At 59.8% G+C, this 20,267-nt stretch carries 17 protein-coding genes; 14 read left to right on the plus strand and 3 right to left on the minus strand.

Annotated elements, in window-relative coordinates:
* Positions 1–68 precede the first annotated feature (68 nt).
* Both CKA38_RS08055 and CKA38_RS08060 read right to left on the minus strand, forming a co-directional pair.
* Positions 69–1,184: a threonine aldolase family protein gene (locus CKA38_RS08055; protein ID WP_108825004.1), complete on the minus strand. Its 1,116-nt coding sequence runs from the start codon at positions 1,182–1,184 to the stop codon at positions 69–71.
* 104 nt (positions 1,185–1,288) lie between these two features.
* Positions 1,289–2,659, minus strand: a complete 1,371-nt coding sequence (locus CKA38_RS08060) for a sodium:proton antiporter (protein WP_108825005.1) — start codon at positions 2,657–2,659, stop codon at positions 1,289–1,291.
* 306 nt (positions 2,660–2,965) lie between these two features.
* Between CKA38_RS08060 and CKA38_RS08065 the strand changes: the two genes are divergently transcribed.
* Positions 2,966–4,348: a hypothetical protein gene (locus tag CKA38_RS08065; protein ID WP_152032730.1), complete on the plus strand. Its 1,383-nt coding sequence runs from the start codon at positions 2,966–2,968 to the stop codon at positions 4,346–4,348.
* On the opposite strand, the gene CKA38_RS08070 is transcribed toward CKA38_RS08065, so the two are convergent.
* Positions 4,326–5,456: a lytic transglycosylase domain-containing protein gene (locus CKA38_RS08070; protein WP_152032731.1), complete on the minus strand. Its 1,131-nt coding sequence runs from the start codon at positions 5,454–5,456 to the stop codon at positions 4,326–4,328. The genes CKA38_RS08065 and CKA38_RS08070 overlap by 23 nt on opposite strands.
* A gap of 279 nt (positions 5,457–5,735) precedes the next feature.
* Between CKA38_RS08070 and CKA38_RS08075 the strand changes: the two genes are divergently transcribed.
* From CKA38_RS08075 to CKA38_RS08135, 13 genes are all read left to right on the plus strand, one after another.
* Complete coding sequence (locus tag CKA38_RS08075) at positions 5,736–8,744, plus strand: AsmA family protein (protein ID WP_161554799.1); 3,009 nt, start codon at positions 5,736–5,738, stop codon at positions 8,742–8,744.
* Between the two features lie 205 nt (positions 8,745–8,949).
* Entirely contained in the window at positions 8,950–9,315 is a 366-nt protein-coding gene (locus tag CKA38_RS08080; RefSeq protein ID WP_152032732.1) for a hypothetical protein, read from the plus strand.
* A 94-nt stretch (positions 9,316–9,409) separates the two neighbouring features.
* A complete protein-coding gene (locus tag CKA38_RS08085) occupies positions 9,410–10,069 on the plus strand; it encodes a hypothetical protein (protein WP_108825010.1) in 660 nt (219 codons plus the stop codon).
* A 570-nt stretch (positions 10,070–10,639) separates the two neighbouring features.
* The gene (locus CKA38_RS08090; protein WP_161554800.1) at positions 10,640–12,607 is read left to right on the plus strand and encodes a TonB-dependent receptor plug domain-containing protein; all 1,968 of its coding nucleotides are present in this window, start codon (positions 10,640–10,642) and stop codon (positions 12,605–12,607) included.
* Positions 12,608–12,609: 2 nt separating this feature from the next.
* Positions 12,610–13,593 (plus strand): ABC transporter substrate-binding protein, encoded by a 984-nt coding sequence (locus tag CKA38_RS08095; RefSeq protein ID WP_108825012.1) that lies wholly within the window; start codon positions 12,610–12,612, stop codon positions 13,591–13,593.
* Positions 13,594–13,754: 161 nt separating this feature from the next.
* On the plus strand, positions 13,755–14,642 hold the full coding sequence (locus tag CKA38_RS08100; protein ID WP_236918964.1) for a FecCD family ABC transporter permease: 888 nt from the start codon (positions 13,755–13,757) through the stop codon (positions 14,640–14,642).
* On the plus strand, positions 14,639–15,364 hold the full coding sequence (locus CKA38_RS08105) for an ABC transporter ATP-binding protein (RefSeq protein ID WP_108825014.1): 726 nt from the start codon (positions 14,639–14,641) through the stop codon (positions 15,362–15,364). The genes CKA38_RS08100 and CKA38_RS08105 overlap by 4 nt, the downstream gene beginning before the upstream one ends.
* 32 nt (positions 15,365–15,396) lie before the next feature.
* The gene (gene cobO, locus CKA38_RS08110; RefSeq protein WP_108825015.1) at positions 15,397–16,026 is read left to right on the plus strand and encodes a cob(I)yrinic acid a,c-diamide adenosyltransferase; all 630 of its coding nucleotides are present in this window, start codon (positions 15,397–15,399) and stop codon (positions 16,024–16,026) included.
* 53 nt (positions 16,027–16,079) lie between these two features.
* A complete protein-coding gene (gene cobT / locus CKA38_RS08115) occupies positions 16,080–17,117 on the plus strand; it encodes a nicotinate-nucleotide--dimethylbenzimidazole phosphoribosyltransferase (RefSeq protein WP_108825016.1) in 1,038 nt (345 codons plus the stop codon).
* Positions 17,118–17,139: 22 nt separating this feature from the next.
* Positions 17,140–17,934, plus strand: coding sequence for an alpha/beta fold hydrolase (locus tag CKA38_RS08120; RefSeq protein ID WP_152032733.1), 795 nt, complete (start codon positions 17,140–17,142; stop codon positions 17,932–17,934).
* A gap of 146 nt (positions 17,935–18,080) precedes the next feature.
* The gene (locus CKA38_RS08125) at positions 18,081–18,854 is read left to right on the plus strand and encodes an adenosylcobinamide-GDP ribazoletransferase (protein ID WP_108825018.1); all 774 of its coding nucleotides are present in this window, start codon (positions 18,081–18,083) and stop codon (positions 18,852–18,854) included.
* 153 nt (positions 18,855–19,007) lie between these two features.
* The gene (locus CKA38_RS08130) at positions 19,008–19,634 is read left to right on the plus strand and encodes a transposase (protein ID WP_108825019.1); all 627 of its coding nucleotides are present in this window, start codon (positions 19,008–19,010) and stop codon (positions 19,632–19,634) included.
* A 16-nt stretch (positions 19,635–19,650) separates the two neighbouring features.
* Positions 19,651–20,217, plus strand: a complete 567-nt coding sequence (locus CKA38_RS08135; RefSeq protein WP_236918965.1) for a histidine phosphatase family protein — start codon at positions 19,651–19,653, stop codon at positions 20,215–20,217.
* Positions 20,218–20,267: the final 50 nt, after the last annotated feature.

Here is a 20,267-nt window from a genome sequence, read left to right on the forward strand (position 1 = left end):
TAAACGCGGCGGCCTCGACGAGGCCGCCCTGCCTACGCGGCCACGCTATTTCTAAAAATGCCCCGGGTTCATGCCGGATCTGGGCTTTGCGTTTCCGCTGCCGCGCGCACGGCTTGGGTGAAGCGGTCGATATCCTCCTCGCGCGTGTCCCACGAGCACATGAGGCGGTAGCCGTTTGCGCCGATGAAATTGTAGAAGTGCCAGCCCTGTTGCTGGAGCCTGGCGGCGACGGGCGCGGGCATGTCGACAAAGAGTGCGTTTGCCTCCGGCTCGATGATTGGTGTGATGCCGGGGATTTCGCGCAGGGCGGCGGCGAGGCGCTTGGTCATCAGGTTTGCGTGCGCGGCGTTGCGCAGCCACGCGCCGTCCTTGAGCATGCCCACCCATTGCGCGCTGAGGAAGCGCATCTTGGAGGCGAGCTGTCCCGCCTGTTTGCAGCGGTAGTCGAATTCCTTCGCGAGTTGTGAGTCGAAAAACACGACGGCCTCGGTGGTGGTCATGCCGTTCTTGGTGCCGCCGAGGCAGAGCACGTCGACGCCGGCGCGCCAAGTGATGTCGGCGGGGGCGGCGCCGGTGCGGTATTCGAGCGCGGAGGCGGCGTTGGCAAAGCGCGCGCCGTCCATGTGGATGTGGAGTCCGTGGCGCTTGGTGATGGCGGTGAGCGCGCGGATTTCGTCGACAGTGTAAACGGTGCCCCATTCGGTGCTTTGAGTGAGCGAGAGCACGCGGGGTTTGGGGTAATGGATGTCGGTGCGCTTGTGGATGAGTTTTTCGACGGCCTCGGGCGTGAGTTTTCCCCGGGGGCCGCTGCCGACGAGGAGTTTGGTGCCGTTGGAGAAAAATTCGGGCGCGCCGCATTCGTCGGTTTCGACGTGCGCGTAATCGTGGCAGATCACGCTGTGGTAGCTCTGGCAGAGCGAGGCGAGGGCGAGCGAGTTTGCCGAGGTGCCGTTGAACACGAAGAACACCTCGGCGTCGGGTTTTTCAAAGACGCCGCGAATGAGGTCGCACGCCTGTTGCGTCCATGCGTCCGCGCCGTAGGAGGGCAGGCGTCCGGTGTTGGCCTCGGCGAGCGCGATCCACGCCTCGGGGCAGATGCCCGAGGTGTTGTCGCTGGCGAAGTGGTGGTCGTGGGTGATGCCGGCGTTGTTCAACGGGTCGCCGGGGTTGCGATTTTGTGACATGGGTGGATGTGGTTAACGACAAAGGCGCAAAGACGACAGGTTGCGAGGCCCGCGGGTTTGCGCCTTTGTCATATGGGTGTTAAGTTTTTTTGCTCAATGCCGGGTTAGCGCAGGAAAACGAAGCCGCCGAGTATCAGGATGGGCAGGAGGATGGGCAGGCTGTATTTGAGGATGTAGCCGAAGAAGGTGGGCATTTTTACGCCGGAGCTTTCGGCGATGGACTTGACCATGAAGTTGGGGCCGTTGCCGATGTAGGTCATGGCTCCGAAGAACACCGAGCCGAGGCTGACCGCGATCACGAGGTGCGGCTTGTGCTCGAGGAGCAGGTGCGTGGCGGCCTTGACGTTGTCGCCGACCGCGGCAAAGGCGGCGGGCTCGGCGGCGGCGGCGCTGGCCTTGGCGAGTTCGAAGAAGCTCGCGTAGGTGGGGGCGTTGTCGAGGACCGAGGAAAGCCCGCCGGTGGTGAAGTAATACTGCCAGGCGTGGACGAACCCGAAGCTCTCGCCGTGTTGCGAGAGATACATGAGCGCGGGCATCATGGTCATGAAGATGCCCGCGAACAGAAAGCCGACCTCCTTGATTGGGCCGAAGTTGAAGACGTTTTCCGCGTGGATTTTTTTCGGCGTGATAACGTAGGAGAGCACCGCCGCGGCAATCATCACGATTTCGCCCACGAGGTAGTTCTCGGGGTTTTCCATGATGCCGAGGTTTCTCAGCCATGTGGGCAGGAACACGCCGCTGATGATCATGAGCAGGAAGGCCACGTTGAACATGCCGCTAAAGCGCCACTCGTCCCTCTGCTTGAGCTCGGCCTGCATCTCGGCGGGTATTTTTTTGAAGTAGCGGCGGTCGACTATGTAGAAGACCAGCATGAGCAATCCGAGCGTGCACAGCCATTCGACAACCACCTGGCCGACGAGCCAGAAGAACGGCACGCCGCGCAGAAAACCGAGAAACAGCGGTGGATCGCCAATCGGTGTGAGCGCGCCGCCGACGTTCGACACGATGAAAATGAAAAACACGATGTGATAGGGATTGAGGCGGCGGTGGTTCATGCGCATCCACGGGCGGATGAGCACCATCGACGCGCCTGTGGTGCCGATGAAGTTCGACAGCAGCGCGGCGAACGCCAGGAAGATGACATTTTCAAAGGGCGAGGACTCGCCATTCACATTGATGTGGATGCCGCCCGCGACGACGAACAGCGATCCGATCAGGCAGATGAACGAAAAATATTCATGCGCCGTGTGCACGACGCTGGTTCCGCCGTTTGGCATGAACGCCACGTAGTAGGCGGCGACCAGCAGCCCCAGGCCGATCGAGATGACGGGGTAGTATTTTTCCCAAAACGCCTTGATGGCATGGGGCGTCAGGGGCATCACCGCGATGAGAAGCAGCAGGAGCGCGAATGGGGCAATGAGCCAAAGCGGGATTTCGACGCCGGCTGTTGATGAAGCAAAAAGTTCGACGATCATGTTGGCAGTGTAATTAAAAAGAAGGATCAGTGCGAAATGCGCAGGCTGGGTCAAAGGTTTTCCAATACGGGGGCTGCATTCGGGAAATAGGCGCGGGCGGGGCGCTTTCAAAAATGCGCGTCCACGTCGTCGTCCGTATTGGGAAATGGCGACGCGCCCCAAGGCGAAACAGCTTTTCGCATTGCCCTCATCAGTGTTTCTTCTAGCTGTCGCGTTCGCCGCGCAAGGCATGGCCGGCTCGAAATGGTTTTACTCGGGGCAAAGTGACTGCCAGAACAGAAGGCCGCAACCCCTTCCCCTTTGAAAATGAATAAAATCTTATGCGCAGTGGCTGGATATATGGCGGCGGTCATGCTCATGGCGTCGCCTGCAAACGGTGAAAATGCGGCAGCCGGGCCATCGGATGAAAATACAAAAATCACGCGCCAGCTACTTGAGCCGATCAAGATAAGCAACCAGGACGGCGTGATGAAAATAAGAAGGTGGATTTTTTATACGCAAGCTTTATATATAAAAGAAAAGGACGGGGTTTTTGCGCTGGAAACGGAATATAATGACAGGGATGAGAGAATGAAACTTTTATTCATAAAAAACGGGCGCGAAGCTGTGGTTGACACGATTAAATCGAGGCACGATCGCGCACCCTCCGGGGTGGATGACGTTGATACTTTTATGGATTCTTACCTTATCGGGAATCGAATTCACTATATATACAGATCTGGCGGGCGCGTGTATGTCTCATACGCTGATGACGCCGGAGATGGGCGGATCATAAGGTGGGGCGATATATTGGAAATCGGGCAGAGGCATCATACTGGTCGATTAAAGTTTTCCGCTCCCTACGGAAAATATCCATTGAGTATCTTTGTCGGATTTAGTCGCAGTTTTCTAAAAACCGGCCTCAAGGTTTATGAACTAGATGATTATTCAAATAGCTTTAAATTAAGCCAGGCGATACTGAAGGATGACGGGACCCCCGAGGGGAGGGTCGTGTATCAAAGAATTTGGGATCGCATGCGCAACAGTCCGGTTGTAAAAAAGGAGCCGTTGCCCGATGATACGGTGTGGAAAAGAAAAAAAGGTTTTTTTCCAAATAAAGTTTTTCTGCCGTTGGGGTATCCATGCCCTGAAAAAAGGCCGGCGTCCTTTTTGTTTGACGAGAAGCAAACGGCAAATGAGCACAGGTCACGCTTGTTATTTGTGGAAAACGGCCGCGAAGCCATTATCGACAGCCATGCGGCGGCCCTAACTCCGGATGACGCCCGCAAGATTTTTTTCGATTGTTATATGGCCGGGAGCCGGCTTCATTATATATACTATATTCATGGTGATTATTACGTTAGTTATGCGGATAGAGCCGAGGGCGGACATTTCAAGAAATCAGATAATGCGTTATGCTTGGGCTCATGGCAGACGCTATTTACCCATAATCTTGAATTCCAAAGTCCGAAAAACGGGCGACCATTGAGCATCATTTTGCGGGATCAGAACGGATTCTTGTTTTACGAATTGAACAATCAAAATGAGTTTGAGTTTAAACGAACAATAAACCGGGAGGGGAATACGCCCGAGGAAAAGGAGTTTTTGAGAGAGTTTTGGAAGGAGTATAACCGCCGATATATAGGGATGGGGCGCTGGGGAGATGTTGAAAAAGCACCCGCCTCCGCTATCCCGCCAGCGGAAACTTGATCGCGGGGATGGGCGGCAGGTCGTCCACGAATTTTTCCAGCGGCACGTTTTCGCGGATTACGAGCGTGGCGAGCACTTGGGGGACGTAGAGGCGCGTCTCGGCGGGGAGCTTCGCGGCGATGTCGGCGTAGGTTTTGGCGCCGGGGGTTTTCTTGAGCGCCACGGCGACGCGGCCTTCGCCCGCGTTGTAGGCGGCGAGGGCAAGCGGCCAGGAATTGAAGCGTTTGTATAACATGCCGAGCAGGCGGGCCGCCGCGCGCGCGTTTTTCACCGCGTAAATGCGCTCGTCCTCGGGCGCGGTGCTCAGGCCGAGCGCGCGCGCCGTGGCGGGCATGAGCTGGTAGAGACCGCGCGCGCCGACGGGACTTTTCGCGAGCGGGTTGAACGAGGACTCGACCTCGGCGAGCCAGACGAATTCGACGGGAATGTTTTCAGTGGCAAAAATGATTTTGAGCAACGGCGCGAGCAGGTCGGCATTTTTCGGCTTGGCCCGGTTGCTGACGCGTTTGTGGCAAAGGTTGTAATAGGGGATCGCGTTGTTTGGCGGAGGCGTTTGGTAGAACGGTTTTGGCGCGAGTGTGATCGGCGGCAGCGTGAACGGCGCGGGCTGTTTGGGCGCGGGGACGAGCGCTGGGGGCTGGCCGGGGCTGATGGCGTCCTTTGCGCTTTCGATGAGTTCGAGGCGCTCGGCGAACCAATCGGTGTATTCGGACATTTCCGGTTTTGCGCGAAGGGCGTCGAGTGTGCGCTTGGCCTTGGGTTCGAGCGAGGCGATTTCCTCAAACGATCCGCTTTCGAGTGTTTGTTGAAACTGAGTGATCGCCGCAGTCCACTCCTCGCGACTCATGAACTCGTAGTGTTCCTTGATTTGCCCGGGCGCGTAGTCCTCGAAAAACTGGCGGCCCAGGTCGTAGAGCGCATTCATGTCGTCGTCGGATATGAGCGGCCGCCGGTCCGCGCCCGCGGTGGTGCCCGAGAAAATTGGCACCGCTGGCGGCTGCGAGTCCGAGCCACGCAGCGCGGGCAGCGCGCACATCACGACAATCGCCGCCGCCGGCGCAATGCGGCGAAGCGAAAAAGTGATGCGTGCTGTCAGGGCGCGGGTCATGTGCGGGGAGTGTGAAATTGGAAACGCGCGGCGTCGCGATGTTTCACGGAAAAACTGCAACAACACGCGCGTGCGTAAACCCCAAAAGCTGCGGAAGGTTTCAATGACGGTTGTTTGATCGAGCAAATCCCGGCAAAATCCGGTTCGAGCGAGTGTGGATGTCTCGCATCAAGGCCGATGATCGTGCTTTGGTGTTTTTTTACCAAACAATGCGAAGCGATCATTGACCGTTCGTCGGAGATATTCCTACGATCTTCGGAGTCTCTCACCATCTTGTGTATGAAAAAAGCGGTTCGCATAGTTCTCGTTTCGGCAGGTGCGCTTTTGCTCCTGTTGGCGGTTGTGGTGATAGCGTTGTTTCAACCGCCGGTGCAGACGTGGCTGGCCCGAAAAGTTGTTTCCAGTCAGCAAGGTTACGAGATTGAGATCGGTCGCGTGAGCGCCGGACTGAACAATGTCGAGCTCACCGGCGTGTACGTGAAGGGGCGGAGGCTGGCGATTGATTTGCCGCAGGCCGTGGTCGAAATGCCTCTGATAGCTTTGATTCGCGAAAAGGTGGAGGTGAAAAAAATCACGGCGAAAGGCTGGACGCTTGATCTTTCGCAACCGGCGGCGGAGCCCCCGCCAACTGCCGGCGCGCCCGCACCGGATGCGGACACTCCCGCAAGCGGCGACAAGAATCTTGGCGGGATCCTCGACATGTTGCGTTTTCCCGTCGATCTCGCGGTTGAGGATGCGGACATCGAGGGCGCGATTATTTTGCCGCCGGAAACGCCGGATGCCGCGCCCGTGCGCGCCGGGGTCAGCGTGCGCGGCGGCCAGTTGCGGCCCGGCAACGACGGACGGTTCGAACTCGCGCTCAGTATGGAGAGCCCGGAAAGCGACGCCGCGGTTTCCGCCATTCAAGTGTCGAGCAACCTGCTCGTGCGCATGGGCGCGTCGCGCGACATCCAGTCGCTCACGTTCGACGTCGATGCGAGGGCCTCCGGCGCGCAGCTGCCCCAGGGCGCGCGATTGCAGATCAACATTGCGGCCTCAAAGAGCGCGAGCGGCGAGGATTATTCGATCACCCTGAAATCGCAGGAGGCGGACTCGGAAAAAAACATCCTCAGCATAAAAGCCACCAACCCGTCCGGGCCCGAGGGATTGAACGCGATGTGGGTGGTCGATTTGCGCGATGCCGACCTCGCGCCATTCACGAGCGGCCTGGGGTTGAAACTGCCTTCCTTCAGGGCCAGCGGGCAGGGCACATTTGCCGCGGCCGATAATTTCACGAGTTTCCACGCCGCCGGGAAAATCAGCGGCGACGCGAACCGGCTCGAGGTTTTCGACGCGGCGCTTTCGGCGCTGGGGCATGTCAACTTTTCGAGCGAGTTCGACGTGGTCAACGAGGGGGACTTGTTGCGCATCGGCGTGCTTTCGGCGGACGTGCTTTCGGATGTTCCGGTCGCCTCGATAAAAACGCTGCAACTCATCGAGATCAACACGGCGAACGGCGAGATCAAGGTGCCCAACCTCCAGGGCGACCTTTTGCGCGTGGATGTGCACGGGCTGCCCCTGGCGTGGGCGCGGCCGTTCATCAAGGACACGGGGCTCGCGATATCGGGTGATCCGCTGCGCGGCAGCTTCACGGGCAGGGCGCAGGGCAACGGCTATTCGATTCGCAGCGCAGCGCCGCTCACGCTGGGCGGCCTGTCCGTGGCGCGGGACGGGGCCGCGCTCGTAAAAAGCCTTGATGTGTCCGCGTCGCTCACGGTCGACTACTCGAACGACGCCTGGGCCGTGAGTGTATCCGATTTTTCAATACATAGCAACGGCGCGCCGGTCGCGATCGCGACGCACGCGAGGGCGGGCGGCGCCGTGGGATCGGCCGCGCCGGACGCGGGAATTTCCACGACGGGCAGGGTGCGGCTCAATATCCCCGCCATCCTTGCGCAACCGGTTGCCGAGGGGCTTTGCTCATTGTCGGGCGGCGCGGTCGACGTCGATTTTTCCGGTCGCGTTTCGGAGAAAATCTCCTCGCTCGAGGCGAAACTCGCCGCCTCGGATTTGCGCGCGGGCGACAGTAAAGTCCTGCCGGAAATCTCAGCCAACATTCGCGCGGACGTTCATGCGGATGGCACGCTCGAGGTTCAGGCCCCCGCGGTATTTGAACTCAACGGGCGCAAGTCGGACATTGAACTGGGCGCGACCCTCAAGCCCGACGGCGCGCGCCAAAACATCGACGCGTCCATTGCAAGCACTGATCTTTATATCGAGGACCTGATGGTTTTTTCCTCGGTGGTTTCCGAGGATTCCGGAGGGGCAAACGCGGACGGGGACACCGGCGGCGACGCGAAGGAAACAGGCGCGCCGCGGAATGGTGTGAGCGGACAGGTCAAGTTTGCGTTGAAAAATGTGGTTTGGTCGCAGGATCTTCAGGCGGCCAATGTTGGCGGAGAGATCAAGGTTACCCCTTCGCTTTTTTCACTGGAAAACCTGCGCGGCCAACTGAGCGACGGCGCCGAGATCAAGGCGGACGGCAGCATGAAATATGACGCCGCCGCGGGCGCATCGGCATACAGTGTCGATGCGAAGGTGGCGCTCGCGAATTTTGATCCCGCCCCGTTCCTGCGCATGGCGAACCCCGGCAAGACGCCGACGGTCGAGGGGCGGTTTGATATCAACGGCGTTGTGGCGGGCACGGCCGCCTCGCTTGTGACGATTGCCGATGGCGTGAACGCGGACCTGACGCTCACGAGCCGCGGCGGCAAGTTCCACGGGTTTTCCTCGTCGGTAAAATCGTCGGGCATAGACAAGCTGCAAAAAGACGCCGCCGCGACATCGACGATCGCGGCAATCAGCGGCGCGATTTTGTCCATTGTTGGCAAGAACGACAGCTCGGCGACGCTCGAAAAAATTCAGGCGGGACGGCGCGTTTTGGAGCGACTCGGCGAAATCGACTTTGACCAGATCAACCTCGACGCCTCCTACAGGGCGGGACGGGAGATCGAGATAAGAAATTTCAGCCTGCTCTCGCCCGACATGCGCTTTGCGGGGGCGGGGTCGCTTGGCAACAAGCCCGCGCTTTCGCTGTTCAATCAGGCGCTTTCGATGAACCTGCAAATGGCGGTGCGCGGCGAGCAGGCGGAGGATTTGCGCGCGCTCAACATCTTGAAAAAGGAAACGGACGCCGACACGCTCGGCTACATGCCGTTGCTGGAAAATTTCAGCATGGAGGGAACCCCCTCAAACCTGAACACAGCCAGCCTGGTGCGGCACATCGTCAGCATGCTCGCGAAGAAGTGAGGCGTTTCGTTGGCATGCAATGGCAATTTGGACGCCGGGTGTTGGCGTTTTTTTTGCGCATGGCAGGTTGTGTGAGACACGCTTGGGCTTGCGCAAATCCAATTTCATGGTGTGTGCTCTGCGTGTGATGAGATCCTTACGCTTTTTACCGCTGGCCGCATTGTGTGCTTTTTTGTTTTCGGGATGCGCCACCTACAAGGCGAACGTGAAGCCTGATGCGGACCTTTCCAAATACCAGCGCGTTTGGGTGAAGAGCAACATGAACGACAATCGCGGCATAGGGCACTTCATTCGCGAGGCGCTCCGGGCCCGCGGCCTCGAATCCGACCTCGGCCCGCTCACCATGATGCCGTTGAACACGCAGGCGATCATCTCCTTCACCGATTCATGGGCGTGGGATTTCAAGGACCACATGACCGGGCTGACGCTTTCGTTTAAGGACACTAAAATCGATTTCCCGATCGCGACCGCGACCTACGTCGGGCACACCTCGTTTACAAAAGCACCGCACGAAATCGCCGAAAAACTCGTCGACAAACTGTTCAGCGAAAATACTCCGAGGAAAAAATGAGCCCCGCCGGCCGGGCAAACAAGCGGCGGGTGTCCGGCATTAACTGAACACTTGCCCTCGTCACGCAACCGGTGACAATTCCGCCACACTCGACATGACAAATCCAACGCTCCGCATCGTCCCCTTTATCCTCGGTGTTTGTTCGCTCGTGCTTCTGCCTTTTTCAGGGTGCGCGCATAAAAAAGAGTATGTTCCCGAAACCGATCCGAACGCGCCCCCGCCGCCCGCGATGCAAGGCTACGGGGAATTTTTCGACGGCAAGCTCCTTGTCGAGGCAAGCCTTGGTCGCGGCTTCCGCATGCGCCCCGGAAAAATGCGCGACATGGACGGTCGGCGCGAACGCGGGGAAGGTTTCACCGAGGTGTATTATGTCGATAGCGACGACGAGCCCGAGGAGCAATATTTCATCCCGCGCATGAACAACAGCACGCTGCCCCCGATCGCGCTTCGCCTGCGCGTCACCAACCAGATGGCTGAATCGGTCGAGGTGGAATTCATCGAGTGCAATTCGCTGCTGGGCAATTTTGCGGTGCGTCCGGAAAAAATCACAATCGCCGCCGGCGAGACGGGGGCGCCCGATCCCATGACATCGCTGCTCGGCCTTTCGGACGGCGAGTTCCAGCTAAAAGTCGGCCTCAAGGTCGGCGCAATACAGGAGACAAAGATCCTGATGCTGCGCACACTCAAGGACGCCCGTCCGCCCGAGACGGAAAAGGGCAGGCGCGCCAAACCTCCGCGCCAGCCGAAGGGGTAGGGCGAACCGTTTTCGGTGGCGCTGGTTTCGACCACATTCATTTTCGTGTGAAAATGCCGTTGTGCCGGCGCGAATTAGCCTGTGCCAAAAACAGGCTTGCGCCCGCGCGTTGCTTCGCCGCATGTTCCACAAATCCGGCATTTGTGCCGGATGTTCTTTTCACACCCGACACATCACGCTCAGGGCACTGGGAAAAGCCGTGAAAACCGGCTACAGTTGCGCTGCGGTAACGCATCAGTCCAGACCATCGTTCGCGTCTTAAACGCGCGATAAAACCAGTCGGCCTCCCGGTCGGCGAAGGAGATGGCGAGGCAGGCGGCGCGTCCGATATCGAAAACGCAAAACACGTTTCACGAATCGCGCGCGCCCCGGCACATGCGGAGTCCGAATATCCACCCTTGGGCGCTCACGCGGCCGGCGCGAAACTTTTGCGCGCGCCGACCCCGCGAAATCTTCATCGCAAAAATGAAGCGTGAGAGCAGTGCCTCGAGTTCGATTGCGCGCCACAAAAAACGCAGGGCGCGCAACGAGCCCTGTCTGCTCTTGCCACCAACCAAGAGAGACAGACCCGTGAACCAACACAAAAACCGTTCGCTGGCCCGCGTCCGCGCCTTTCGCGCGTCGGGACAGCTTTTTTCATTCGCGAACATCGCGGCCGCCGCCGCGTTCGCCCTAATCGCCATCGCCGCCACCGGCCCCGCCGCGCGTGCCCAAAGCGTGACCGCGACCGCGTCCGCGCCGCAACAACAGCCCGGCACCGTCGAGCTCGAAGCCTACGTGGTGTCCGCCTCGCGCACCGCGCAAAATGTCAAACTCACGCCCAGCAGCGTGACCTCCATTTCGCTCTCCCACATGGAGAACTTGCAGATCCCCGATTTGCGCACCGCCCTGCAAACCATTCCCGGCGTCAATGTCTCCGAAACCGGCGGCGCGGCCGGCAGCCAGTCCGCGATATACATCCGGGGCGCCAATCGAAATCAGACCCTCTTTTTAATCGATGGTATTCGCATGAACGCCGAGGACTGGACGGGCAATTATGCCAATTATCTCGGCGCGGCCGACCTCGCCGGTTTTGATCGTGTCGAAGTTTTGCGCGGTCCGCAAAGCACGCTTTACGGCAGCGCCGCGATGGGTGGCGTTGTTTCGCTTGAAACCGCCCGCGGTCGCGGTTCCGCGCATGGTTCGGTTTCGATTGAGGGCGGCTCGTTCAACAGCATTGGCGGAACTGCCGCCATTGCGGGACGCAAACCGCTCATGAGCGGTCTTTCCGCAAGTCCGCAGTCACTCAGTTACAGCGCTTCGCTTTCCGCTTCTTACACGGAAAATGACCGCGACTATAACATTTTCAGGCAAGCCAGCGGCTCCACCCGTATCGAATACCAACTCGCCGATTCCTTCACCGCCGGCTTCACCTATCGGGGGCTCCGCTCCCATTACGAGGAGCCCGGCCCCGTCGGTGATCCCACGCAGGCAGGGGATCTCAATCTCAATCTCGACATCGCCACGGTCTATGTTGATTGGAGTCCCATTGCCGCCTTCGATACCCGGCTCACCTACGGATGGGTTCAAAACATATACGATTGGGTTAACCGGGACGGTTCCTGGCCTTCCAATGCGCACAGCACGCGCAATGTGATCGACTGGCAAAACACTTGGCGCGCGATTGAGCAGATTCAAGTCGTTGCCGGCGTCAACGCCGAGTGGTCGCATTATGATTCCGGTGATGCTCCAGCCAGTGAGCGCCTCGCCTCCGCCTATATCAATGTCGTCGCCAATCCGGTCAAAAATCTCGAACTCACAGCCGGTGTTCGTGGTGACGATTACAGCACACTCGATTCGCATGCCACATGGCGCGCAGGAGCGGCTTACCGCATTGAGCAAAGCAAAACCACATTTCGCGCCACCTACGGCACCGGCTTCAATGCGCCCGCGCCACAATATGCCCAAGGCGGTGGTCACTATGCGCCCAGCCCCGATCTCAAGCCCGAAAAATCCAAGGGTTGGGACATTGGCGTCGAGCAAGACCTCTGGAATGATCGCATTACCCTTGGCGCGACTTATTTTCGAAACGATTTCGACAATAAATTTGCCTGGGATTACGGTAGCTATCCGTATCCGACATACAATATTCCAGATGCGACGACCAAGGGTGTGGAAACCTACATCTATGCGCGTCCCGTCGATAACATGGGCGTGCAAATTGCCTACACCTATCTCGACACTCGCGACAATAATGGCGCGTGTCTTCCGCGCATGCCCCGCCACGTCCTCGCTGCCGATGTCAACTACCAGTTCACCAAGCGGCTGTTTGCCGGTGTCGGATTCAATTGGGTTGGCGGCCGACCAGTCGACTCCTCATGGGCCACGTCCGAAATGCCAAGTTATTCGACAGTCCGCCTCTACGGCGGCTACGAGGTTTGCTCCGGCTTGAAACTCAAACTGCGCCTCGAAAATCTCTTCAACAAAAAATACGACACCGTTGCCGGCTATCCCGCATTGCCCTTTGGCGTGTTTGGCGGCATCGAGTGGAAGTTCTAAAAATGACACAGCTTCACAAGGCAGGGCGAACCGTCCCCGGCGAGCCGAGACACCAACCGCTGCTCAGGTTGCTCGCGGCCTGGCCGGAGGCATCGTCCTGCCTTGTTGTTTTTGTCCTCCTTCTTTTCACCCTTCATCTTTCACCCTTCACCCTTCGCGTGCGCGCGGACGCACCGCGTCCGCAGCCGCGCGTCGTTTCCCAGACTGTTGGCAACGACGAGTTGCTTTACGCGGTCGCCGATCCCGGGCAAATCGCCTGCCTCAGCCACCTTTCGCGCGACTCCAGTTTTTCCGCCATCGCCGGGGCGGCCGCAGCGTTTCCCAGCCTCCAGAAAAACGCCACCGCCGAAACGATCCTCTCCTACGAACCCACGCTCGTCATCTTCAACGATTACAGCCGCACCGAGCTCGTCGAGCAAGTGCGGCGCGCCGGCGTGCGTGTGATCGTCATCACCAAATACTACACGCTTGATGATGCGTTTGATAATCTACGCATGATCGCGCGCGAACTCGGCCCCCGCGCCGAGGCCCGCGCCGAGGCCATCATTGCCGACGGCCTGCGCCGTGTCGCGGCCCTCCGCGAAACGCTCAAGGGCGCCAAGCCCGTTCGCGTCATCGCGCCCTCGACCTACGGCCTCATTCCCGGCAGCCAGAGCACCTTTCAGGATCTTTGCGATTACGCGGGCGCGGAAAATCTCGCTTTCACGCTCGGCCGTTTGAAGGGGCATCAAGCGCCTCCCTCGGAAAAAATGCTCACTTGGCCAATCGACAAGGCCGTGCTCGTGGGCGCGGACAAAAACGCCGCGCTTGCGCCCTTCAAAAAACTTCCGCCCTATCAATACATGTCCGCAATCCGTGAAGGCCGTGTCGTGCTCCTCGAACCCTGGCAAATAAGCTGCGTCTCCCACCTGCGCATCGACGCCTACGAGCGGCTGGCGCGGGAGCTGCACTCGGCGCGGTTCCCGCTAATGAATAATGGAAAATGAAAAATGGGGAACCCAGCTCATCCGGGGTCCGGGAGGACTCGAACGCTGCAAAGCGTGCGCGCTCTTCGCGTCCGGGTTCATTCTTCATTCTACATTTTCCATTATTCATTAGCATAGTCCTGCTCGCAGGGCTATGCGTCGTCTCGCTATGCGTCGGCGACATGAACCTCTCGCCCGCGCGCACGCTTGACGGACTGCTCCGGCGCGACGAACTCGCCACGTTTGTCATTTGGAACATGCGCCTCCCGCGTCTTCTTGTTGCGATGCTTATCGGCGGCGCGCTGGCGTCGAGCGGACTTGTCATGCAGGCGTATTTTCGCAACAGCCTCGCGAGTCCCGGACTTCTCGGCGTGAGCGCCGGCGGCACTGCGGGCGCGGTCGTTGCGATTGGGGCGGGTTTCGCAGCGGGCTCGTTTTTTCTCCTGCCATTCGCATCTATCGCGGGCGCGTTTATTGCGACGGCGTGTGTCATCGCGCTCGCGCGGCGCGGCGCGGGCACCGAGCGGCTCCTGCTCGCCGGCATCGCGCTCAACGCCATGCTCGGCGCCGTTTCCAGTTACGTGCTATCCAACGCCACGCTCACCTACGAGCGCAACGCGCAAATCCTTTTCTGGCTTCTCGGCGGGCTTGAGGATCGCACGTGGGAGCACGTCATGATGGCGTCGCCAATCCTGCTCGCCGCGCTTCTGCTCTGGCCGCTTGGCCGCCAAATGGACCTGCTCAGCCTCGGCGCCGACGAGGCGCAAAGCCTCGGTGTCGATGTGCGCCGACTGCGCGGCTGGCTGCTCGTGCTCTCGACCGTGCTCACCGCGCTTGCGACGGCGGTCACCGGCACGGTCGGATTTGTCGGACTCGTCGTGCCGCACATTTTTCGCCTGCTCGTCGGCCCCGAGCACCGGCGACTCGTTCCGCTTTCGCTGGTTGGCGGCGCGGCCTTTGTTGTCGCGTGCGATCTCATCGGACGCGAAGCCGGCGGACTGCGCATCGGCATCGTCACGTCGTTAATCGGAGGACCGTTTTTCCTGTGGCTATTAAGGAGGCAGGCATGAAAACCAGCGTCCTCGAAATTTCCAATGCCACCGTTCCCGGACGCATCGCCGGCGTCAGCCTCGCGCTTGCGCCCGGTGTCATGGCGGGACTCGTCGGACCCAACGGCTCCGGGAAATCCACGCTGCTCCACGTTGCCGCCGGACTGCTTCCGCCCGAGCCTGGTGGCGGCGTGCAATGGAACGGAGTTCCGCTCGCGCGCATCCCGATTCTCGAACGCGGCCGCCGCGCAACGTGGGTGCCTCAGGAGGCGCATTTCGAGTTTGGTTTCACCGTGCGCTCCGTCGTGGCGCAGGGCCGCTACGCGCACGACGACGACGGCAAACACGTTGACGAGACACTTGCCCGCTTCGATCTCACCGCGCTCGCGCACCGCCCCGTCAACCGACTCTCCGGCGGCGAACGCCAGCGCGTGCTCCTTGCCCGCGCGCACGCCACCGCCGCGCCCCTGCAACTCTGGGACGAACCGCTCGCCGCGCTCGACCCGCGCCACGCCCTGAAGATTCTCCTGCTCGGCAACAAGCACACGCGCGCCGGCGGCACGCTCCTCTTTTCGCTGCACGACCTTCGCATGGCTTACATCCTCGACATGGTCGTGGTGATGCACGAGGGCCGCCTCCGCGCCGCCGGCAAACCCGCCGACGTGCTCACCCCCGAACTCCTCCTCGACGTCTTCGGCGTTCGCGCCGAAATCACCTCAAGCCTTTCCTTCGCGCTGCCCTGAAAACAAACAGAAACCCAATCACCAGAATCGCCATGTCGCACACACCGCAAACCACCGCCGAAAAAACCGGGCCTCAAACCGAAGCCGAGCACGCCGGACACATGAAAGCCATTCAGGCCGATATGCGCGCCAAGCTCGAAGCGACCCGCGAAAAACGCGGCCTCGTCATCGTGCACACTGGCAACGGCAAGGGCAAAAGCACCGCCGGTTTCGGCATGGTCGCGCGCATGCTCGCGCACAAACGCAAATGCGCCGTCATCCAGTTCATCAAGGCCTCCAACGATGCCGTCGCCAAACTCCTCGCCGGTCCCAATCTCCGCTGGCACCACGTTGGTGAGGGGTTCACGTGGGACACGCAAAACCGCGACGCCGACATAGCCCAATGCCGCGCCGGCTGGCAACTCGCGCTCGACTACATGCGCGACCCCGAAATCACGCTGATCGACCTCGACGAAATCAACGTCGTTCTTGATCTCGGTTATCTTTCCGTCGACGAAGTGCTTGCCGCGCTCCGCCAAAAACGTCCCGACCAGCACATCGTCTGCACCGGGCGCAACGCCCCCGCCGCGTTGATCGAGCTCGCCGACCTCGTCACCGAAATGCGCGAAATCAAACACCCCTTCAACACCGGCGTCCAAGCGCAGGCGGGCATCGAGTTTTGAAATGCGTCGAATTCGACGGATAAAAACCCAACTTTACAGAAACAATATTCAAAATGACCAACCCAACCATCCCTCCGCTTTCCCGCGAACTGGAACCCGCGCTCCGCGCGGCCATCGACAACAAAACCAAGCCGCCCGGTTCGCTTGGACGGCTTGAGGAGGTCGCGCTTCGGCTCGGCCTCATGCAGGGCACGCTCGCGCCCGAACTCCGCGCGCCGGCGTCGCTCGTGTTTGCGGGTGATCACGGGCTCGCCGACGAGGGTGTGAGTCCGTTTCCCAAGGCCGTCACCGTGCAAATGGTGCTCAATTTCCTCGCGGGCGGCGCGGCGATCAATGTCTTCGCGCGCCAGCACGGCCTCCACCTCAAGGTGATCGATGCCGGTGTCGCCGGAGCGCTGCCCGAGCATCCCGATCTCATCGCGCGCAAGGTCATGCCCGGCACGCGCAACGCCCTGCGCGAACCGGCAATGACACCCGCCGAGGTCGAGCTCTGCTTTGCGCACGCAGACCGCATCATTGGCGATCTTCACGCGCGCGGTTGCAACGCCGTCATTTTTGGCGAAATGGGCATCGGCAACACCTCCATCGCCTCGCTCCTCATGAGCGCGCTCACCGGCACTCCGCTTGAGGACTGCACCGGGCGCGGCGCGGGGCACGATCCCGCCGGGCTCGCCCGCAAAATCGACATTCTCAAACGCGTGCAGGCGCGTCACGGCCCGATCACAGATCCGCGCGCCGCGCTCGCGGCCTACGGCGGATGCGAAGTCGCGATGATGGCCGGCGCGATGCTTTCCGCCGCCTCACGCCGCATGTTGGTGATGAACGACGGCTTCATCGTGACGAGCGCGCTGCTCGTTGCCTCGCGCATCAACCCCGCCGTCCTCGACTACACGATTTTCGGGCACACGAGTGCCGAGGGCGCGCATCCGAAACTAGTTTCGCGGCTTGGCGGCAAACCGCTCATCGCGCTCGACCTGCGTCTCGGCGAGGGCACCGGCGCCGCGCTTGCGTGGCCGCTCGTCATGAGCGCCGCCGCCTTTCTCCGCGAAATGGCCACATTCGAGTCGGCCAAAATCAGCAACAGGGAATGACCGTAAACGGGTATATTCAAAAGTGGATACGAACAGGGCATACGGCGTGGCGCCGTTTCGAATTGCACTTTTGCATGGAGGCCCCGGCGCTGCCGGTGAAATGCGTCCGGTGGCCGAATTCCTGTCGAAAAATCCCAATGTGCCCGGCGTTCTGGAGTGCCTGCAGACATCCAAAACGATTGCAGGGCAATTGGAGGAGTTGCATGCCCAATTGGTCGCGGACGCATCGCCGCCTGTCACACTGGTTGGCTTTTCATGGGGCGCATGGCTTGGGTGTTTGTTTGCGAGCCGGTATCCCGATCTTGTGAGGAAACTTGTTTTGGTAAGTGCCGGCGCGTTCCTCAAACAATACAATCGCGACCTCATGCCATTGCGCATGCAAAGGCTCTCAATTCCGCAACGCAACGAAGCTGGGGCCTTAATTGCGGAGCTCGAAGGTTCGAAAATGGATGACGCCATGTTGAAACGATTTGGAGAATTGATGGCCATTGCTGATTCCTTTGAATACGATCCGCGTGGTGGCGGAACGACATGTCCAAACATGGATATTTATCGTTCAATCTGGCCGGAGGCAGTGCGCTTGAGGGATTCGGGTGAACTGCTGGAACGTGTGAAAAGCATACAATGCGCCGTGGTTGCGATGCACGGTGATCACGACTCGCATCCCATGCGCGGGGTGGAGGAGCCGCTTGCGCGGACTTTGGCGAATTTTAGAATGATCCGCCTTGAAAAATGCGGGCACACGCCATGGTTTGAGAAATACGCTGGGGCGCGTTTTTACGAAGCGCTAATCGAAGAATTGCGTCATGATCGCTAATAGGATTAAACATTATTTCGCACCATGGTTCCGCAATCTCGACGATCAGCAATAGGGAATGATCGATGCCGAAATTCCTCAAAATACGCATTCCAATGCGTCATGATGCGAGCCTGATGCCGTTTCTTAAATAACGACTGAAATCCATGAACGCATTTCTTTCACGCGAGCTTCGCGCGCTGCATTCCGCGGTGATGTTTTTCACGCGAATTCCAATGCCGTCGTTCAAGGACTACGATCCCGGCGACTTGCAGCGCTCGTCGGCTTATTTTCCGCTGGTCGGCTGGATCACGGGCGGCGCGGCGGCGCTCGCGTGGTGGGGTGCGATTCAAATCTGGCCGCCCGCAATCGCGAGCGGCGCGAGCCTTGCAGTCACGCTTTTGCTCACCGGTGCGTTTCATGAGGATGGCTTTGCCGACATGTGCGACGGTTTTGGAAGCGGCGCGCCGAAGGACCGCGTGCTCGAAATCATGCGCGACTCGCGCATCGGCGCGTTCGGCGCGATCGGGCTTGTCGTCATGCTCACGCTCAAATGGCAGGCGGTCGCCGCGCTGCCGTTGCAACCGGCGTGGCTGGCGCCCGCGCTTTTGTTCGCGGCGCACACGGTGTCGCGCGGCGCGTCCGGCACGCTCATGACCACGCTCGCGTATGTGAGCGAGCAGGGGAAGGCGAAGCCGCTTGCCACCACGCTGCGCGGCTGGCGCCTGGTGGTTTCGCTTGTCTTCGCGCTGGCACCGTTCGCGCTGCTGCCGTTGCGATTTTGGTGGACGCTGGTCGCGGTTGGCGTGGCGCGCGCGGTGATGGCGTGGCTCTGCAAACGCCGCATCGGCGGCTACACGGGAGACTGCCTCGGCGCAACCCAGCAGGTTTGCGAGGCCGCGTTTTATCTCTGCGCAGTCGCGCTTGTTTGGGCAAGGTAGCACAGACATTCCTGTCTGTGCCATAAATCACTCGCGCGCCGGACACAGGCAGACACAATCAGAAATGACCGTGCGCTGCTTTTATGAAGGATGAGGTATTCTCTTGCGTTCAAATTGCGCGACTGAAAAGTCCTCGCGAACCCCATTAATCCCATGCCCCTCGAACGCGATCTCGTCGGCTTCGGCGCGGATATACACATATCCCGGCGCAATCTTCCCCACTGGACAATCAGCACAAACACCGGGGCCGTTTATTGGATCACCTTTAGACTCGCTGATTCCATTCCGCAGAAAACGCTGCGCGCATGGCGGAACAATTTTAATGTTTGGAAACAAACGCATCCGCCGCCTTGGGATGCCGCGGTTTGGGCCGAATATGACGAACGTTTTGGCAATCATTATGAAGCATGGCTCGATCAGGGCAACGGTTCGCGCGCACTCGCAAAATCCCATGTCAGGGATGTTGTCATCAGCTGTCTGACGCGTTTTGCCGGCGAACGTTTTTTGCTGCATGCGGCCGTGATCATGCCCACTCACGTCCATGCTTTGATGCAGCCGCTCCAACATCACACCATCACCGCGCTCCTGAAGGGCATCAAGGGTGCGAGCGCGCGGCTGGCCAATCAACTGCTCGGCGCGACAGGATCATTCTGGCATGACGAGAGCTATGACCACATTGTTCGCAGCAATGAACAGCTTGCATATTACTTTCGCTATGTCGCGGACAACCCGCGTAAGGCCGGCCTGAGTTCCGATGAATACTGGTTGTATAAAAAATAAGACGACACAGACAGGAATGTCCGTGCTACCTTCCCGGAGTGCCTCCCGTGTTGTTCTCATCCGCCACACGCGTGTCGATGTTGCGCCGGGGGTTTGCTACGGACGGACGGATGTGCCGCTCGCGTCCACTTTTGCCGGGGAAGCCACGGCCGCGCTTTCGCTCATGCCCTGGCCGCCGTCCGAAATTTGGACGAGCCCGGCATCGCGCTGCACGCGGCTCGCGGAGCATTTTGGCATTTCCAATATCCGCGTCGATCCGCGCCTGCTCGAACTCGATTTCGGCGAGTGGGAAAATCGCGCGTGGGAAAGTTTTCGCTCGCCCCGGAGCGAGGCGTGGGCGCTCGATCCGATGCGTGTTCGCCCGCCCGGCGGCGAGACGGGCGAGGAGTTGCACGCGCGAGTCGGCGCGGCTCGCGACGAGATTCTTTCGCGCATCGCGGCGGATGAAAACGGCGCGTTGCGCATCGCAATCATCACGCACGCGGGAGTGATCCGTTCGTGGCTAGCCCATGCAAGCGGGCGCGGCCTGATGGATTTTTTCGGCGAGACCGTGCCTCACGGTTCGCCCTTGGCCGTTGCGTGAGACGTTGACACTTATTTTCCGTGGTCGTTTTCTTTGATGGACAAAATTCC

This window comes from Ereboglobus luteus, from assembly GCF_003096195.1.
GTDB lineage: Bacteria > Verrucomicrobiota > Verrucomicrobiia > Opitutales > Opitutaceae > Ereboglobus > Ereboglobus luteus.

Coding starts and splice junctions, on each gene's coding strand:
- CKA38_RS08100 (WP_236918964.1), top strand. CDS start 13,755: ATGAACCTCTCGCCCGCGCGCACGCTTGACGGACTGCTCCGGCGCGAC.
- CKA38_RS08055 (WP_108825004.1), bottom strand. CDS start 1,184: ATGTCACAAAATCGCAACCCCGGCGACCCGTTGAACAACGCCGGCATC.
- CKA38_RS08060 (WP_108825005.1), bottom strand. CDS start 2,659: ATGATCGTCGAACTTTTTGCTTCATCAACAGCCGGCGTCGAAATCCCG.
- CKA38_RS08105 (WP_108825014.1), top strand. CDS start 14,639: ATGAAAACCAGCGTCCTCGAAATTTCCAATGCCACCGTTCCCGGACGC.
- CKA38_RS08085 (WP_108825010.1), top strand. CDS start 9,410: ATGACAAATCCAACGCTCCGCATCGTCCCCTTTATCCTCGGTGTTTGT.
- CKA38_RS08135 (WP_236918965.1), top strand. CDS start 19,651: ATGTCCGTGCTACCTTCCCGGAGTGCCTCCCGTGTTGTTCTCATCCGC.
- CKA38_RS08070 (WP_152032731.1), bottom strand. CDS start 5,456: ATGACCCGCGCCCTGACAGCACGCATCACTTTTTCGCTTCGCCGCATT.
- cobT (WP_108825016.1), top strand. CDS start 16,080: ATGACCAACCCAACCATCCCTCCGCTTTCCCGCGAACTGGAACCCGCG.
- CKA38_RS08125 (WP_108825018.1), top strand. CDS start 18,081: ATGAACGCATTTCTTTCACGCGAGCTTCGCGCGCTGCATTCCGCGGTG.
- CKA38_RS08130 (WP_108825019.1), top strand. CDS start 19,008: ATGCCCCTCGAACGCGATCTCGTCGGCTTCGGCGCGGATATACACATA.
- cobO (WP_108825015.1), top strand. CDS start 15,397: ATGTCGCACACACCGCAAACCACCGCCGAAAAAACCGGGCCTCAAACC.
- CKA38_RS08065 (WP_152032730.1), top strand. CDS start 2,966: ATGAATAAAATCTTATGCGCAGTGGCTGGATATATGGCGGCGGTCATG.
- CKA38_RS08095 (WP_108825012.1), top strand. CDS start 12,610: ATGACACAGCTTCACAAGGCAGGGCGAACCGTCCCCGGCGAGCCGAGA.
- CKA38_RS08075 (WP_161554799.1), top strand. CDS start 5,736: ATGAAAAAAGCGGTTCGCATAGTTCTCGTTTCGGCAGGTGCGCTTTTG.